The organism is Ensifer sp. 4252, assembly GCF_050434565.1.
GTDB lineage: Bacteria > Pseudomonadota > Alphaproteobacteria > Rhizobiales > Rhizobiaceae > Ensifer.
Map to the genome: position 1 here is coordinate 191,374 of NZ_JBNDIU010000002.1, position 16,006 is coordinate 207,379.

18 protein-coding genes, 1 tRNA gene, 1 pseudogene and 1 riboswitch are annotated in these 16,006 nt (G+C 62.2%); of the genes and pseudogenes, 16 read left to right on the forward strand and 4 right to left on the reverse strand.

Translation table 11 applies throughout. The annotated features are described in order from the left end of the window. Nucleotides 1–149: 149 nt before the first annotated feature. Both ABIE33_RS07840 and ABIE33_RS07845 read right to left on the reverse strand, forming a co-directional pair. Entirely contained in the window at nucleotides 150–356 is a 207-nt protein-coding gene (locus tag ABIE33_RS07840) for a DUF1737 domain-containing protein (RefSeq protein WP_025425138.1), read from the reverse strand. Then, on the reverse strand, nucleotides 353–1,258 hold the full coding sequence (locus tag ABIE33_RS07845; RefSeq protein ID WP_429123624.1) for an HpcH/HpaI aldolase/citrate lyase family protein: 906 nt from the start codon (nucleotides 1,256–1,258) through the stop codon (nucleotides 353–355). The genes ABIE33_RS07840 and ABIE33_RS07845 overlap by 4 nt, the downstream gene beginning before the upstream one ends. 112 nt (nucleotides 1,259–1,370) lie before the next feature. Between ABIE33_RS07845 and ABIE33_RS07850 the strand changes: the two genes are divergently transcribed. From ABIE33_RS07850 to ABIE33_RS07890, 9 genes and pseudogenes are all read left to right on the forward strand, one after another. Further along, complete coding sequence (locus ABIE33_RS07850; protein ID WP_429123627.1) at nucleotides 1,371–1,616, forward strand: hypothetical protein; 246 nt, start codon at nucleotides 1,371–1,373, stop codon at nucleotides 1,614–1,616. A gap of 130 nt (nucleotides 1,617–1,746) precedes the next feature. After that, a complete protein-coding gene (locus ABIE33_RS07855; RefSeq protein WP_429123630.1) occupies nucleotides 1,747–2,178 on the forward strand; it encodes a VOC family protein in 432 nt (143 codons plus the stop codon). 203 nt (nucleotides 2,179–2,381) lie between these two features. Beyond that, complete coding sequence (gene leuD, locus ABIE33_RS07860) at nucleotides 2,382–2,987, forward strand: 3-isopropylmalate dehydratase small subunit (protein WP_053249188.1); 606 nt, start codon at nucleotides 2,382–2,384, stop codon at nucleotides 2,985–2,987. A gap of 8 nt (nucleotides 2,988–2,995) precedes the next feature. Then, nucleotides 2,996–3,375, forward strand: a pseudogene (locus tag ABIE33_RS07865) (RidA family protein). Between the two features lie 121 nt (nucleotides 3,376–3,496). Next, a complete protein-coding gene (locus tag ABIE33_RS07870) occupies nucleotides 3,497–4,336 on the forward strand; it encodes an AAA family ATPase (RefSeq protein WP_429123634.1) in 840 nt (279 codons plus the stop codon). Then, a complete protein-coding gene (locus ABIE33_RS07875) occupies nucleotides 4,333–4,785 on the forward strand; it encodes an NUDIX hydrolase (protein WP_429123637.1) in 453 nt (150 codons plus the stop codon). Before ABIE33_RS07870 ends, ABIE33_RS07875 begins: the two co-directional genes overlap by 4 nt. 217 nt (nucleotides 4,786–5,002) lie before the next feature. Then, nucleotides 5,003–5,080: riboswitch (SAM riboswitch) on the forward strand. A 63-nt stretch (nucleotides 5,081–5,143) separates the two neighbouring features. After that, complete coding sequence (gene metA, locus ABIE33_RS07880; protein ID WP_429123640.1) at nucleotides 5,144–6,070, forward strand: homoserine O-acetyltransferase MetA; 927 nt, start codon at nucleotides 5,144–5,146, stop codon at nucleotides 6,068–6,070. A 6-nt stretch (nucleotides 6,071–6,076) separates the two neighbouring features. Beyond that, the gene (locus tag ABIE33_RS07885) at nucleotides 6,077–7,261 is read left to right on the forward strand and encodes a vWA domain-containing protein (RefSeq protein ID WP_429123643.1); all 1,185 of its coding nucleotides are present in this window, start codon (nucleotides 6,077–6,079) and stop codon (nucleotides 7,259–7,261) included. 186 nt (nucleotides 7,262–7,447) lie between these two features. After that, entirely contained in the window at nucleotides 7,448–8,470 is a 1,023-nt protein-coding gene (locus tag ABIE33_RS07890; RefSeq protein ID WP_429123646.1) for an aldose epimerase family protein, read from the forward strand. A 134-nt stretch (nucleotides 8,471–8,604) separates the two neighbouring features. Here the strand turns inward: ABIE33_RS07890 and ABIE33_RS07895 are convergent. Further along, nucleotides 8,605–8,679 (reverse strand) — tRNA-Gly (locus ABIE33_RS07895). A gap of 255 nt (nucleotides 8,680–8,934) precedes the next feature. Here ABIE33_RS07895 and ABIE33_RS07900 point away from each other — a divergent pair. From ABIE33_RS07900 to ABIE33_RS07915, 4 genes are all read left to right on the forward strand, one after another. Continuing rightward, entirely contained in the window at nucleotides 8,935–9,444 is a 510-nt protein-coding gene (locus ABIE33_RS07900; RefSeq protein ID WP_429123648.1) for a prolyl-tRNA synthetase associated domain-containing protein, read from the forward strand. 58 nt (nucleotides 9,445–9,502) lie between these two features. Next, nucleotides 9,503–10,480: a thioredoxin gene (gene trxA, locus ABIE33_RS07905; protein ID WP_429123651.1), complete on the forward strand. Its 978-nt coding sequence runs from the start codon at nucleotides 9,503–9,505 to the stop codon at nucleotides 10,478–10,480. A 124-nt stretch (nucleotides 10,481–10,604) separates the two neighbouring features. After that, nucleotides 10,605–11,285 carry an LON peptidase substrate-binding domain-containing protein gene (locus ABIE33_RS07910; RefSeq protein ID WP_429123654.1) on the forward strand — a complete coding sequence of 227 codons (681 nt, stop codon included), beginning with the start codon at nucleotides 10,605–10,607 and terminating at the stop codon, nucleotides 11,283–11,285. Between the two features lie 10 nt (nucleotides 11,286–11,295). Next, nucleotides 11,296–11,484 carry a Trm112 family protein gene (locus ABIE33_RS07915; protein WP_053249178.1) on the forward strand — a complete coding sequence of 63 codons (189 nt, stop codon included), beginning with the start codon at nucleotides 11,296–11,298 and terminating at the stop codon, nucleotides 11,482–11,484. Nucleotides 11,485–11,721: 237 nt separating this feature from the next. On the opposite strand, the gene ABIE33_RS07920 is transcribed toward ABIE33_RS07915, so the two are convergent. Then, complete coding sequence (locus ABIE33_RS07920; protein WP_429123655.1) at nucleotides 11,722–12,936, reverse strand: ubiquinone biosynthesis hydroxylase; 1,215 nt, start codon at nucleotides 12,934–12,936, stop codon at nucleotides 11,722–11,724. Nucleotides 12,937–13,021: 85 nt separating this feature from the next. Here ABIE33_RS07920 and tesB point away from each other — a divergent pair, with 85 nt between their 5' ends. The 3 genes from tesB (at nucleotide 13,022) to ABIE33_RS07935 (ending at nucleotide 15,867) form a co-directional block, all read left to right on the forward strand. After that, nucleotides 13,022–13,912 carry an acyl-CoA thioesterase II gene (gene tesB / locus ABIE33_RS07925; protein ID WP_429123657.1) on the forward strand — a complete coding sequence of 297 codons (891 nt, stop codon included), beginning with the start codon at nucleotides 13,022–13,024 and terminating at the stop codon, nucleotides 13,910–13,912. Nucleotides 13,913–14,142: 230 nt separating this feature from the next. After that, nucleotides 14,143–14,481 (forward strand): P-II family nitrogen regulator, encoded by a 339-nt coding sequence (locus ABIE33_RS07930; RefSeq protein WP_065780538.1) that lies wholly within the window; start codon nucleotides 14,143–14,145, stop codon nucleotides 14,479–14,481. 27 nt (nucleotides 14,482–14,508) lie between these two features. After that, nucleotides 14,509–15,867, forward strand: a complete 1,359-nt coding sequence (locus tag ABIE33_RS07935; RefSeq protein WP_429123660.1) for an ammonium transporter — start codon at nucleotides 14,509–14,511, stop codon at nucleotides 15,865–15,867. Nucleotides 15,868–16,006: the final 139 nt, after the last annotated feature.

Sequence of the window (16,006 nt, forward strand, 5' to 3'; positions counted from 1 at the left end):
TGCTTGGAACAAAGAGATGGAGCGTTTCTACGGTTCCGTTTAAACCGGAAAGGCTCTCGGAGCCTTCCGGCTCAAAAGCTGGCCCCTCTGAAATACAATCGAAAAACCTAAAGAACGCTCCGGCCGTAAAACCGGAGCGTTCCTGCTTTTTACTGTTCCGACAGCTTGATGTCGGGATGATAATCCTTGCCTTCGACTTCCTTGAATACGGCCTGTCCGCATTGCATGTGCTGCGTATCCGCGTTGAAGGCGTAGGTCGGCGAGCCGTGCAGGGACCAGCCCTGGTTCAGCGCCGCCGTCACCTTATGGCAGAAGGACGCATCGTCGGGGCCGGTGAGGAAGCGGTAAAGTTTCAAAATCTTGCCTTTCGTTTTTCAATCGTGTCCGCCTTGGCGGCGAGCTTCAGGGCCTGATCGAGATGCAGTCGCTCGATCATTCGGCCATGAAGATTGATGACACCTTTGTCTGCGTTCTCCGGCAGCGCGAAGGCGGCGATGATCGCACGCGCCTCGTCGACGGCTGCCTGCTCGACGCCGAAGCGCTCGTTGGCCGGGCCGATCTGCAACGGATGGATCAGCATCTTGCCGTCATAGCCCATATCGCGCCCCTGCCGGCACTCCTCGTCGAAACCGTCGGCGTCGCGAAAATCGTTGAACACCGCATCGATGACATCAAGACCGCTTCCGCGTGCGGCCAGCAGGATCTGCATCAGCCAGGGGATGAGGTAAGGCCGGCCGGGACGGTCGGGAACGCCGGTTTCCTTGCGCAGGTCGTTGAGGCCGACGACGAAGCAATCGAGCCTGCCGCCGAAGGTACGGCCGGTCTCGGCGATCGCCGGCGCGTTGACGACACCGTGCGGCGTCTCGATCATCGCCCAGAGACGCAAAGCCTCCGGCGCATCGTTATCGGCCAGCCAGTCGGCGGCGATCTGGATATTGGCCGGGCTTTCGACCTTGGGCAAGAGGATCGCGTCGGGCTTTGCCGAAACGGCCGCCGCCAGATCCTGCTGACCGAAGCCCGATCCAAGCGCATTGATGCGGATGATGATCTCGCAATCCGGCCTGTTTTCGATGAGATGGCGAACGAGCCCGTCACGCGCCTCGGCCTTGCGCTCGGGCGCCACCGCGTCCTCGAGGTCGAAGATCGCGGCATCGACTGCCAGTTCCGAAACCTTGGCCAGTGCGCGGGCATTGTCGGCCGGCACTGAAAGCACCGAACGGCGCAGGCGAACGGGGTGATGTTCGATCGATTTTGTCATGCGGCCAGTTGTGCCCCCCTTTCATTTTTTCCGCAAGGCGAGGCGAACGGCCGCACCCCCTCTTGCAAGCGGCGGCAGCAACACCCACATCGGAGCCAGAAAGGTGACGATCATGCAAAGCATACGTTCTGTTCTTTTTACGGCTGTAGCCATCATCATTACGCTGGCAGCCTTCGTCTTCACCGCATCGCTTGCGCTCGCGCTCGCCGGCATCGCCGCCGTTGTCGCGATCGGCAGCGCCATTGCCGCCCGGCTGAACCTTAAACCCGCCCGTGCAACGGCCCGCCCGACCTCCGGCGCCGCCCCGCGCGAAATGCGCATCTGGAACGACGGTCGCGGCACGATCATCGATCTCTAGGTCACGCGGCCCCGGCCTCCAAAGCCGAGATAAAATTTTGCGACACCCATGTCGGGCGCATCCGTTTCCGTTCGTCCTTGGACCAGGCCAGCAAAGGCCATGGCCTCGTGACGAAGGATAGGAGCACGACATGGACAGCAATACGCAGAAAACAGACGCAAACCAGTTGCCGCAGGCCCTGAACGGTCTGGTGCCCTATCTCCAGGTCGACGGCGCGGCCAAGGCCGCGGAATTCTACAAGCACGCCTTCGGCGCAAAGGAAGCCTATAGGCAACCGGTCGACGACCAGGGCCGGACGATGCACATCCACCTCCACATCAACGGCAGCTCGTTGATGCTCAGCGACGCCTATCCGGAATACGGCCATGCCCTGGAAAAGCCCCAGGCTTTCAGCCTGATGCTGCCGGTCGACGACATCGACGCGTGGTGGAGCCAAGCGGTCGCCGCCGGAGCCGAAGTCGTGATGCCCATCGAGGTGATGTTCTGGGGCGATCGCTACGGACAGCTGCGCGACCCCTTCGGCGTGCTCTGGGCGCTGAACGCCCCGGTCAAGGCAGGCTAGAGTCAAGGCAGGCTGAGACCGGCCTATTTCCGCAAAGCCCTCGGGCAAGGCACCCCAACTGATAAGACAACCGCGACAACAGCTACCGGGCAGGCGATTTCACCCGCCCGGCAAGCATCTTCGGGATAGATTTTCCTTCATTTCGGCGCAAAACTGATCTAAACGCTTACGCAACATTTCGCTGAAATCGAAGGCCTGAAGTTATGGAAAAGTTCGTCAAGCTCACCGGCGTCGCCGCTCCCCTCCCCGTCGTCAACGTCGACACGGACATGATCATTCCGAAGGACTACCTGAAGACGATCAAGCGCACCGGCCTCGGCACCGGACTTTTCGCCGAAGCCCGCTACAACGAGGACGGCTCGGTCAACCCGGACTTCGTGCTCAACAAGCCCGCCTACCAGAACGCCAAGATCCTGGTCGCCGGCGACAACTTCGGCTGCGGCTCCTCGCGCGAACACGCGCCCTGGGCGCTTCTCGACTTCGGCATCCGCTGCGTGATCTCGACCTCGTTTGCCGACATCTTCTACAACAACTGTTTCAAGAACGGCATCCTGCCGATCGTCGTCAGCCAGGAGAACCTGGACAAGCTGATGGACGACGCCTCGCGCGGCTCCAACGCCATCCTCTCGATCGACCTGGAATCCCAGGAGATCACCGGCCCGGACGGCGGCACGGTCAAGTTCGAGATCGATGCCTTCAAGCGCCACTGCCTGCTGAACGGCCTCGATGACATCGGCCTGACGCTGGAGAAGGCAACGGCCATCGACAGCTTTGAAAAGTCGACCGCCGCCTCGCGCCCCTGGGCGTGAGCGACGGGATGACGCGCAAGCTCATCTCCTCCGGTTCGCCCTTCGAGAAGACGGCAGGCTATTCGCGTGCCGTCGCCAAGGGCGACTGGTGCTTCGTCTCCGGCACCACCGGCTACGATTACGCCACCATGACCATGCCGGAAACGGTGGAAGAGCAGGCACGCAATTGCCTGAAGACGATCGAGGGCGCGCTGAAAGAGGCGGGCTTCTCGCTCTCGGAGGTGGTGCGCAATCACTATTACGTCACCGATGCCAGCTTTGCCGACCGGGTTTTCCGATCTTCGGCGAGATGTTCGGCGATATCCGCCCTGCCGCCACCATGATCGTCTGCGACCTCATCCGCCCGGAAATGCTGATCGAGATCGAGGTTACCGCCTTCCGCGGCTGACGTCTGACGGACCACGGCCGGCGGCAGTGACACCTGCACCGCTTATGCGCTACTGCAGAGGCATGATGACGGACCTCGCCCGCAGGACCGTCTTTCACATCGCCACGACCGGAAGAAGCCCATGCAATTCGAAGGCACCGCCGACTATATCGCCGACAAGGACCTGATGATCGCCGTCAACGCTGCGATCCGGCTGGAACGGCCGCTGCTTGTCAAGGGCGAGCCCGGCACCGGCAAGACCGAGCTTGCTCGCCAGATCGCCGCAGCCCTTGACCTCGAGCTCATCGAATGGAGCGTCAAGTCGACGACCAAGGCGCAGCAGGGGCTTTACGAATATGACGCCGTCTCGCGTCTGCGCGACAGCCAGCTCGGCGACGAGCGCGTCAACGACGTCAGGAACTACATCCGCAAGGGCAAGCTCTGGCAGGCGTTCGAGGCCGGGCGCCGTGTGGTGCTGCTGATCGACGAGATCGACAAGGCCGACATCGAGTTTCCGAACGATCTGCTGCAGGAGCTCGACCGGATGGAGTTCCACGTCTACGAGACAAATGAAACGATCCACGCCCGCCAGCGGCCGATCGTCGTCATCACCTCCAACAACGAGAAGGAACTGCCGGACGCCTTCCTGCGCCGCTGCTTCTTCCACTATATTCGCTTTCCCGATGCCGACACGCTCGCCCGCATCGTCGAGGTGCACTATCCCGGCATCCGCAAGACGCTGCTTTCGGCAGCCCTTGCCGCCTTCTACGATATCCGCCAGGTGCCGGGGCTGAAGAAAAAGCCCTCGACCTCCGAAGCGCTCGACTGGATCCGCCTGCTCGTCGCCGACGAGATCGACCCGGCCGACCTGCGCGCCGATCCGAAAACCATGCTGCCGAAGCTGCACGGCGCGCTGCTCAAGAACGAGCAGGACGTTCACCTCTTCGAGCGCCTGGCCTTCTTGGCGCGCCGCGACCAGTGAGACCCGACGCCAACAAGGTCCTGATCTACGCCACCTGGCGAGAGCATCTGCTTGTTTTCGACGAGCCGGACTTTCCTGAAATCGACCTGCAGGTTCCAGGCGGCACGATGGAGCCGGGCGAAAGCCCTGAAGCCGCAGCCTTGCGCGAATTTGTCGAGGAGACCGGCCTTACGCCACCCGCGACATTGATGCCGCTTGCAACGCAGGATTACTGCTTTACGAAGGACGGCCGACAAATCTGCCATCGCCGGCACTATTTCCATGCGACGCTTGCCGGCGACCACAGGCAAACCTGGCTGCACTGCGAGATGACGCCGGACGGCGGCGGCCCGCCGATCCGCTTTCGCTTTTTCTGGCTCAGCCAAAGCGAAGCCAGCAAGCGGCTGGGTTACGGCATGCAGGACCGTCTGGATTTGCTGCAAACGCAAGGCGTTTGCCCCTCACCCTAGCCCTCTCCCCGCGCACGGAGAGAGGGACGCGGACCACTTGATCGTCAGCGGATTTCGGCTGGCAGTGGGCGGCGGGATTCTGTGGACTGACGAGGGGGGTGCGCTTGCGGCGCTGGTCCTTCTCCCCGCCTGCGGGGGAAGGGTGGCGGCAGCCGGATGAGGGGCCGTTTAGCCGGCGAATCGTTTTTCATTGACCCCCGCGCCCATGCCGCGCTATCAAACAATCCGTGGTGATTTGGCCGGCCGGCTTGCAGCCACGTTAAACAAATCGCTAAAGGGCCGAGGAAACGTGGATTTTCCGAGGACCGGTCGCGATCAATCGCCGCCGGTTTTTTTGTATTGATCGAGTGGAAGCCCCATGCCCATCAAGATACCCGATACGCTGCCCGCCTTCGAAACCCTCGCGACCGAGGGCGTGCGGGTGATGACCGAGACCGTGGCGATCCGTCAGGATATTCGCCCGCTCCAGATCGGGCTCCTGAACCTCATGCCGAACAAGGTCAAGACCGAGATCCAGATGGCGCGCCTCATCGGCGCCTCGCCGCTGCAGGTCGAGCTGTCGCTGATCCGCATCGGCGCGCATCGGGCGAAAAACACCTCCGAGGACCATCTGCTCGCCTTCTACGAGACCTGGGAGGAGGTGAAGGCCCGCAAGTTCGACGGCTTCATCATCACCGGTGCGCCCGTCGAAACGCTGGAATACGAGGACGTCACCTATTGGGACGAACTTAAGCGCATCCTCGACTGGACGACGACCAATGTGCATTCGACGCTGAACGTCTGCTGGGGTGCGATGGCGGCGATCTATCATTTCCACGGCGTGCCGAAATATCCGCTGAAGGAAAAGGCTTTCGGCGTCTACCGCCACCAGAACCTGCAGCCCTCCTCCGTCTATCTCAATGGCTTTTCCGACGATTTTGCCGTGCCGGTGTCGCGCTGGACCGAAGTGCGCCGCGCCGACATCGATGGGGTGCCCGACCTCGAGATCCTGATGGAATCGAAGGAGATGGGCGTCTGTCTCGTGCACGAGAACAAGGGCAAGCGCCTCTACATGTTCAATCACGTGGAGTATGATTCCACCTCGCTGTCGGACGAGTATTTCCGGGATGTGGATGCGGGCGCGCCGATCAAGATGCCGCACGACTATTTCCCGCACAATGATCCGACCCTGCCGCCGCAGAACCGCTGGCGCAGCCACGCGCATCTCTTTTTCGGCAACTGGATCAACGAGATGTACCAGACGACGCCCTACGAAATGGACCTGATCGGCAGAGGACAAGACTGAAGCCAAATGTTCATCCCCTTCTTCCTCGAATTGAAGGCTGCGAAGATCCCGGTGACGCTCCGGGAATTCCTGTCCCTGATCGAGGGCATGGAGGCGGGCATTGCTGCCTTCGACATCGAGGCGTTCTATTTTCTCGCGCGCACGGCGCTTGTGAAGGATGAGCGCCATATCGACCGCTTCGACGGCGTGTTCCGGCATTGTTTTTCCGGCCTCGAGGCCATCAATCCCCCAGGCGATTTCGAACAGGGGGCCATTCCCGAGGAATGGCTGCGCAAGCTTGCCGAGAAATATCTGAGCGAGGAAGAGAAACGCCTGGTCGAAAGCCTTGGTGGTTTCGAGACGCTGATGGAGACCTTGCGTCAGCGGCTGCGTGAGCAAGAGGGGCGCCACCAGGGCGGCTCCAAATGGATCGGCACCGCCGGCACCTCGCCCTTCGGCGCCTATGGCTACAACCCCGAAGGGGTCAGGATCGGCCAGGACGGCTCACGGCACCGCAGCGCGGTCAAGGTCTGGGACCGTCGCGAGTTCAGGGATTACGACGACACGGTCGAACTCGGCACGCGCAACATCAAGGTGGCGCTCAAACGGCTGCGGCGCTGGGTGCGCCAGGGTGCTGCCGACGAACTCGACCTTTCCGGCACGATCCGCGCTACCGCCGAGCACGGTTATCTCGATGTCGTAACCCGGCCGGAACGCCGCAACGCGGTCAAGCTCTTGATGTTCTTCGACGTCGGCGGCTCGATGGACGACCATATCCGCATCGTCGAGGAGCTGTTTTCTGCGGCACGCGGCGAATTTCGCCACATGGAGCATTTCTACTTTCACAATTGCGTCTACGAGGGACTGTGGAAGGACAATCGTCGCCGCCGCGCCGACATCACCCGCACGGCGGAGCTGCTGCGTACCTTCGGCAGCGACTACCGCGCGATCTTCGTCGGCGACGCATCCATGAGCCCCTACGAGGTCAGCCACCCCGGCGGTTCAGTCGAGCATTGGAACGACGAGGCCGGCGGGCTCTGGCTCTCGCGTATCGCCGCCCACTTTCCGCGATCCATCTGGCTCAATCCGGTTGCCGAGCAGCATTGGGGCTATACCCAGTCGATCGGCATGATCAAGAACCTCGTCGGCGGGCGGATGTTTCCTTTGACGCTTGCCGGACTGCAGGATGCGACGAAACAACTATCACGCTGAATCTACCGCAGAAAATCTCGATTTCCGGTTGCCGATCCCCCTGAAATGACGCAGGTTGCTTGCCGCGAGGACTGCATGTTTCCGTAAATCCTAGCCGATTTAAGGATAAAACATGCAGCAGTTCTAGAGTGTACAGCGACCTTTGCGCGTCTGCTAAGACGCGCGGCGCTGTAGGGGAGCCAGGCGATGGACAAGCATGCGCATACGGAAATCTTCGGACACCTGCCATCGGGTGAACCGGTTCACCGTGTCGTGCTCTCCGGCGGTGGCCTGACCGCCCATATCCTCACTTGGGGAGGCGTGATCCAGGACCTGCGGCTGGACGGCCATGAGCCGCCGCTGGTGCTCGGCTTTACCGATCTCGAAAGTTATCTCGACCATTCTCCCTATTTTGGTGCGACCCCCGGCCGCTGCGCCAACCGCATTGGCGACGGCCGCTTCACGCTCGACGGCAAAAGCCACCAGCTCGAATGCAATGAAAAGGGTGTGACCCATCTGCATGGCGGCAGCGACAACATCGGCAAGCGCAACTGGACGATCGTCAGCCACACACCGGACAGCGTCACGCTTGCAATCACCGACCCGGACGGCCGCGCCGGCTATCCCGGCACCTGCCAGATCCGCTGCACCTACCAGCTGAAGCCCGGCGGTGTGCTCAGCGTCGTCTACGAGACGGAGACCGACCGTCCGACGCTCGCCAATGTCTGCCAGCACAGCTATTTCAATCTCGATGGCGGCGCGAATGCGCTCGGCCACGACATCATGATCGCCGCCGACCATTATCTGCCGACCAACGAGCGCCAGGTTCCGACAGGGGAAGTCCGCCCGGTCGAAGGCACCGCCTTCGATCTCAGGGAAATGACCTCGCTCAAGCGCCAGACCGAGGGCGAACGCATCGCCTACGACCACAATTTCTGCCTCTCGCCGGAACGCATGGCGAAACACGCGGTCGCCTTTGCCCGCAGTCTCAATTCCGGCGTGACGATGGAAGTGCTGACGACCGAGCCCGGCGTCCAGCTCTATACCGGTTTCAAGCTCGACGTGCCGGTGCCCGGCCTCGAAGGACGCCGCTATGGCGCCTTTGCCGGCTTCTGCCTGGAAACCCAGGTGTGGCCGGACGCCGTCAATCACGAAGGCTTTCCCAACGCGGTTTTGCGCCCCGGCGAAATCCGCCGCCAGGAAACGGACTATGTCTTCATGAAGAGCTGAGTATCTCCGCCGCGACCGTCGGCGACGCGTGGATTGGCGCGACCGTAAAGCTGTACGGTTGCCGTTCTTCCCGAAGAAGGCAACGGCTTCACCCAAGGCGAAAAAATAACTATGTTACAATCTGTTGGGAAAATTGGAGCGGGTGAGGCGATTCGAACGCCCGACCCCAACCTTGGCAAGGTTGTGCTCTACCCCTGAGCTACACCCGCTCATTACCTCGGTCCGGGGGTAGTCGGTGGACCGTGGGTGCCGCGCTGTCTTGCGGCGACGGGCGCTATATGGCCTAAGCGATTTTGGAATGCAACAGGGAAATGAAGAGAAATCGAATATTTTTTGGGAGCCCTCTCGGGAAGCCCGCAAATGCCGCGTTTTCGCGCCGCTCCGCCGTCTCTGAGATTGCACGGCCCGGCCGTTCTCCCCTAAAGCAGACTGGAAAAAAATGGACGGGAAGGAGAATCACCCAGATGAACGATGCGCAACCGAAGTCCGCGGACGAACTTTTCCGCTTTCTCGACGATCTCGGCATCGAGCACAGCACCAAAAAACACGACCCGGTATTCACCGTGGCCGAATCGGTGGCACTGCGCGACGAAATCCCTGGCGGCCACACCAAGAACCTGTTCGTGAAGGACAAGAAGGACAACTATTTCCTCCTGACCGTCGAGGAACACGCGAGCGTGGATCTGAAGACGGTGCACCAGGTCATCGGTGCTTCGAGCAAGGTTTCCTTCGGCAAGCCGGAAAAGCTGATGGAATATCTCGGCGTCATCCCGGGGGCGGTGACAGCGCTCGGAGCGATCAACGACATCGGCGGCAACGTCAAGGTGATCATCGACGAGGCGTTGATGAAGTTCGACGTGATCAACTGCCACCCGCTTTCCAACGACGCGACGACCTCGATCGGCTCGAAGGACCTGTTGCGCTTCATGGAAGCCACGGGACATGAACCGCTTGTCTTGAAAGTGACAGCCTGACATACGATCTTTGGCGCGAATGCAGGAAGCCGGATCACGAACCGGCGAGGAGAGAAGAATGACGGGCAACGACAATCCCTATGCAGGGTCCTTCGGCAACCAGATGACCGCTTCGGCTTCCTTCGGCGGCCAGCCGGCCGCGGCCGCCGCACCGGGCGGCGACCTGATCAAGGAAACGACGACCGCCAACTTCAGCAAGGACGTGCTGGAGGCCTCGCGCCAGCAGCCTGTTCTCGTCGATTTCTGGGCGCCCTGGTGCGGACCTTGCAAGCAGCTGACCCCCGTGATCGAAAAGGTCGTGACGGAAGCTGCCGGCCGCGTGAAGCTCGTCAAGATGAACATCGACGACCATCCGTCGATCGCCGGCCAGCTCGGCATCCAGTCGATCCCCGCGGTCATCGCCTTCGTCGGCGGGCGACCGGTCGACGGTTTCATGGGTGCCGTGCCTGAAAGCCAGATCAAACAATTCATCGAAAAGATCGCCGGCCCCGCCGTCGACGACAGCAAGGCCGAGATCGAGGCAGCACTTGCCGACGCCAAGGGGTTGCTCGAGGCGGGCGATTCCGAAAACGCCGCCGGCCTCTTCGGCGCCGTGCTGCAGGCGGACCCGGAAAATGTTGTGGCGATCGCCGGCATGGTCGATTGCATGATCACGCTCGGCCAGATCGCCGAAGCGCGCGAAGCGCTTTCGAGCCTGCCGGAGGACCTTGCCAAGGATGCCGGTATCAGCGCGATCGCCAAGAAGCTCGACCAGATCGAGGAAGCCCGCAAGCTCGGCGACCCGAATACCCTGGAACAGCGCCTGGCGGCGAACCCTGACGACCATGAGGCGCGCATGATGCTCGCCAAGATCCGCAACGTGGAAGGCGACCGCAATGGGGCGGCCGACCACCTGCTGACGATCATGAAGCGCGACCGGGCTTTCGACGATGATGGCGCACGGCGTGAGCTCGTCTCTTTCTTCGAAGTCTGGGGTCCGAAAGACCCGGCGACGATCGCCGCCCGCCGCAAGCTGTCGTCGATCCTGTTTTCCTGAGCAGAGCGGCAAGATCGGTGCGTTTTTCCCTTGAGATTTTCGAGGGGCGCACCATTTCTTGATCTGGTTGGCTACGTCTGTGGGCGTGGCGGGGCAAGACCGGACATCTGCAAGGTCAATTGGAATGCATGTCGGAAATGCACGTTATCTTGGTCCGCAGGACTTGCCGGAGATCATTCCGGTGTTTCCGCTGACCGGTGCGCTGCTCCTCCCCGGCGCCCAGCTGCCGCTCAACATCTTCGAGCCGCGATACCTGGCGATGCTCGACGATGCTCTTTCCGGCAATCGGCTGGTCGGGATCGTGCAGCCCTCCTTCTGCGAAGGCCGCAACGACATCGGCGTCGGGCCGGTGCCGGCACTGTGCCAGGTCGGCTGCATCGGTCGCATCACCTCTTTTGCCGAAACCGGCGACGGCCGCTATATCACCTCGCTGACCGGCGTATGCCGCTACCGGCTGTTTAACGAGGTGGCCGGCACGCGCGGCTACCGCCGTTTCCGCATCGGCCCCTTCACGGCCGATCTCGAAAATCGCGACGACGAAAGCCTGGTCGACCGTTCAGCGCTGCTGGCAGCCTTCAGGGCCTACTTGGAGGCCAACAAGCTGAAGGCCGACTGGGAGAGCGTCGAGCGCGCCAGCAACCGCACGCTGGTCAACTCCATGGCGATGATGTCCCCCTACGGTCCGGCGGAGAAACAGGCGCTGCTGGAGGCCCCCGACCTCAAGACCCGCGCCGAAACGCTGATCGCCATTACCGAAATCGTGCTTGCGCGCAATTTCGGCGATGTCGACAACATCCTGCAGTAAGCGAGGGATCATGGACGTCAACGCCAGCAAGGTCGATCCGAAACTGCTCGAACTGCTCGTCTGCCCACTGACCAAGGGCCGGCTCAGCTATCGCGCCGAAGCGGGAGAACTCGTTTCGGAAAAGGCGCGGCTCGCCTATCCCATCCGCGATGGCGTTCCGATCATGCTGATCTCCGAGGCCCGCAAGATCGAAGACTGACGCCGGGGCTGCTGGCCACACTCCAAATGCGCCCGCCTGCCCCTCATCCGGCCTGCCGGCCACCTTCTCCCCGCAGGCGGGGAGAAGGAAACCCGCGGCGTACGCCCATATCCGCAGCGACCGCCCTTCTCCGACAGCAAACCAGCGTGACAGCGCAGCCATCGTCCGCGTCCCCTCTCCCCGCCTGCGGGGAGAGGGTCAGGGTGAGGGGCAAGTCCGCCGTTAAGCGCTTTGCACTCAGATCGGCTGGCCCGAAAGCAGCCGCGGGTCGGCGTCGCCGGCAATGCCCGCCGCCTGGCGGATGAAGAAGCTTTTGAGTGACGGCAGTCGATCGACCAGGCCGAGACCGAAGTCACGGGCGATCCTGACCGGCGTGATGTCGTTCGAAAACAGCCGGTTGAGCACATCGGTCGTCACCCCCATGCGGAAGGTGTCGAACCGGCGCCAGCTCTGGTAGCGCTCGAGAATGGCAAGCGAACCGATATCGAGCCCGAGGCGATCCGCCTCGACGATCGTCTCGGCCAGCGCCGCCACGTCCTTGAAGCCGAGATTGAGACCCTGGCCGGAGATCGGGTGGATGCCGTGGGCGGCATCGCCGGCAAGCGCAAACCGCGGCTTGACGAAATCCCGCGCCAGCGTCAAGCCGAGCGGAAAGGCGCGGCGGCCGCCGACGACCTTGAGATGGCCGAGCCTGTGGCCGAAGCGGCGCTCCAGCTCTTCTTCGAAGAGGAAATCGTCGCCCTTGACCAGGCGCTCGGCATCCTCGGTGCGTTCGGTCCACACCAGCGACGAGCGATTGTTTTTGAGCGGCAGCGTGGCGAAGGGGCCGGCCGGCAGGAAATGCTCCTCGGCGGTGCCTTCGTGCGGGCGCTCATGCTCGACGGTGGTGACGATGCCCGACTGGCCATAGTCGAACTCGACCGTCTTGATGCCGGCCGCATCACGCAGCTTCGAGCGCACGCCGTCGCAGGCAACCAGCAGGCGGGCCTCCATCTGCTCGCCGCCGGCAAGCGTCACGGCAACCGCATGATCGCCGCTCTCGAAGGTTTCGACCATCGTCGACTGCCGCACGGTAACGCCAAACTCCTCGCAGGCGTCCCGCAAGGCGCCGACCAAGGCAGTGTTCGGAACCATATGGGCAAATGGCCGTCCCTCTTCGCCTTCGCCGTCGAAGGTCAGGAAAACCGGACGCACCGGATCGGAGGTTTTCGAATCGGTGATGACCATGCGCCGGATCGGCTCGGCCTCCGGCACAATCGCCTGCCACACGCCGAGAACGTCGAGCATGCGCTCAGCCGCCGAGGCGACGGCAGAGGCGCGCTCGTCCCGCTTCCAGGCGCCTTTCGGCGCGCCGTCTATCACCGAAACGGCCAGATGCGGCGCCGCCTTCTTCAGCGATACCGCGAGCGAAAGGCCGACATAGCCGCCACCGGCAATCAACACATCGATCATCCGCTTTCTCCCGTCGCACTTGAGCATCGTTTCATGCCTATATAGATCAATGCCATCGCCGTTCCTACCATCGGAGACAGCCGAAATGTCGCGCCCCACCGAGACCGCAACGCCCATGGATGCGCTGCTTGCCACACTCGACCTCGAAAAGCTCGAGGAGAACCTGTTCCGTGGCCGCAGCCCCCAGGTCGGGTGGCAGCGCGTGTTCGGCGGCCAGGTGATCGGGCAGGCGCTGGTCGCAGCCCAGCGCACCGTCGACGAGGGCCGCTACGTGCACTCGCTGCACGCCTATTTCATGCGCCCCGGCGATCCGTCCGTGCCGATCATCTACGAGGTGGACCGCATCCGCGACGGCTCCAGTTTCGCCACGCGGCGGGTGGTCGCCATCCAGCATGGCAAGGCGATCTTCTCGATGTCGGCGTCATTCCAGTATGACGAGGACGGCTTCGAGCATCAGATCGAGATCCCCAACGTGGCGATGCCCGAAACCCTGCCGGGCGAACAGGAGCTGAAGGACAAGTTCCTGGCGCACGCCCCCGAAGCGATCCGCCGCTACTGGGAGCGGCCGCGGCCGATCGAGATCCGGCCGGTCTCGCTCGCCCATTATTTCGCGCGCAACGACGGCAAGCCGACGCAGGACGTCTGGGTCAAGGCCGTCGGCCACGTGCCCGACGAGCGCCACCTGCAGGCCGCCGTTCTTGCCTATCTCTCCGACATGACGCTGCTCGACACCTCGCTCTATGCGCATGGCACATCGGTGTTCGATCGCAACCTGCAGGTTGCAAGCCTTGATCACGCCATGTGGTTCCACCGTCCCTGCAAGATGGACGAATGGCTGCTCTATACCCAGGATAGCCCCAGCGCCCATGGCGCCCGCGGCATGACCCGCGGCAGCCTTTTTGACCGTTCTGGCGTGCTGATTGCCTCGGTGGCGCAGGAAGGCCTGATCCGGAAAAAGGCAGCTGAACAAAAGTAAGGCACTTATTCTTTTCTGCCTATTTTTTAACCTTCTAAAGTGACGATTTTTTAGCGCGTCGCGGCAACATCGCTGCGACAGATAATTTTCCCATGCCTTTTCATAGGTTTAGCGCGCCAAGAGGAATCTGGCACGCCCCTTGAATGTAGCTGTCCGGTTGCATGGCGCTTTCAGCGTTCGCAGCAAGGAGAGATGGCCTCCGCCCGGAGGCGAACAAGGATGGGAAACCGATGAAAATTGTGATGGCCATTATCAAGCCGTTCAAGCTCGATGAGGTTCGCGAAGCCCTCACTGCTGTTGGCATCCAGGGCCTGACCGTAACCGAAGTCAAAGGCTACGGCCGCCAGAAGGGACATACGGAAATCTATCGCGGCACCGAATATGCCGTGAGCTTCCTGCCAAAGCTGAAGATCGAGATCGCGGTCCCCTCTGAGGTCGTCGACAAGGCCGTGGAAGCGATCGCCGCTGCCGCCAAGACCGGCCAGATCGGTGACGGCAAGATCTTTGTCTATTCGATTGACCATGCCGTGCGCATCCGCACTGGCGAAACCGATTCAGAAGCGTTGTAAGCCACGCCGTTCAGGGAGCACTATTCGATGTCGTCAAGCAAACTTTCCACCTCTCTGGTAAGGATCGGCGCAGCCTCTGCCGCCCTTCTTGCGCCGGTCGTCGCCTTTGCCCAGGAAGCCGCACCGGCAGCAGCCGCTGCCGCAGTACCCGTTCCCGACAAGGCCGACACGGCCTTCATGTTCATCTCCACCCTGCTCGTCTTCTTCATGTTGATCCCGGGCCTTGCGCTCTTCTACGGCGGCCTCGTTCGCGCCAAGAACATGTTGTCGGTCTTGATGCAGTGCACCGTCATCGGCGCAACGATGATGATCGTCTGGGTCGTCTATGGCTATTCGTTCGCCTTCGGTGGCTCGACCAGCCCCTATTTCGGCGGCTTCGCCAAGATGTTCCTCGCAGGCGTCTCGGTTGAAAGCACATCGGCCACCTTCTCCGAAGGCGTGGTCATTCCGGAATACATCTTCATGCTGTTCCAGATGACGTTCGCAGCGCTGACGCCGGCACTCATCATCGGCGCCTTTGCCGAGCGCATCAAGTTCTCGGCGGCCGTGCTCTTCTCCGTCCTGTGGGCAACCTTCGTCTACTTCCCGATCGCCCACATGGTCTGGGACGGCAACGGCCTGCTCTTCGGCATGGGCGCGCTTGACTTCGCCGGCGGCACCGTCGTTCACATCAATGCCGGCGTCGCAGGCCTCATCGGCGCGATCATGGTCGGCAAGCGCACCGGTTTCGGCAAGGACATGATGGCACCGCATTCGATGACGCTGACGCTCGTCGGCGCAGCGATGCTGTGGTTCGGCTGGTTCGGCTTCAACGCCGGCTCCAACCTCGAGGCTTCCGGCGGCGCGATGCTCGCAACCGTCAACACCTTCCTCGCAACGGCAGCGGCCATTCTCTCCTGGTCCGTCGTCGAAACCTTCACCCGCGGCAAGGCCTCGATGCTGGGTGCTGCCTCGGGCATGATCGCCGGCCTCGTCGCCATCACGCCTGCCGCCGGCATTGCCGGCCCGATGGGCGCGATCGTCATGGGTCTGATCGTTTCGCCGCTGTGCTACTTCTTCGTCTCGGTGGTGAAGAACAAGTTCGGCTACGACGACACCGCTGACGTCTTCGGCGTTCACGGCGTCGGCGGCTTCTTCGGTGCGCTCGCAACCGGCATCTTCGCATCGTCCTCGCTCGGCGGCATCGGCTATGCCGACGGCGTCACCATGGGCGGTCAGTTCATGACCCAGGTTACCGCCGTTGCCATCACCATCGTCTGGTGCGGTGTCGTCTCGGCCATCCTCTACAAAGTGGTCGATGCGATCGTCGGGCTCCGGGTCTCGGTCGAAGCCGAACGCGAAGGTCTCGACCTCTCGTCCCACGGCGAAGCCGCCTACCACAGCTAAGCCAATCGCGGCGCCGTAGACAGGCGCCGCTCAACGTCCCGTCGCGGTCCGTCTGATGCGGATCGCCTTTGGCCCGGATCGACAGATCCGGGCTTTTTTTGCCCCTTCATGCGGATTGCACGCCTTCGCCCACCGGTAT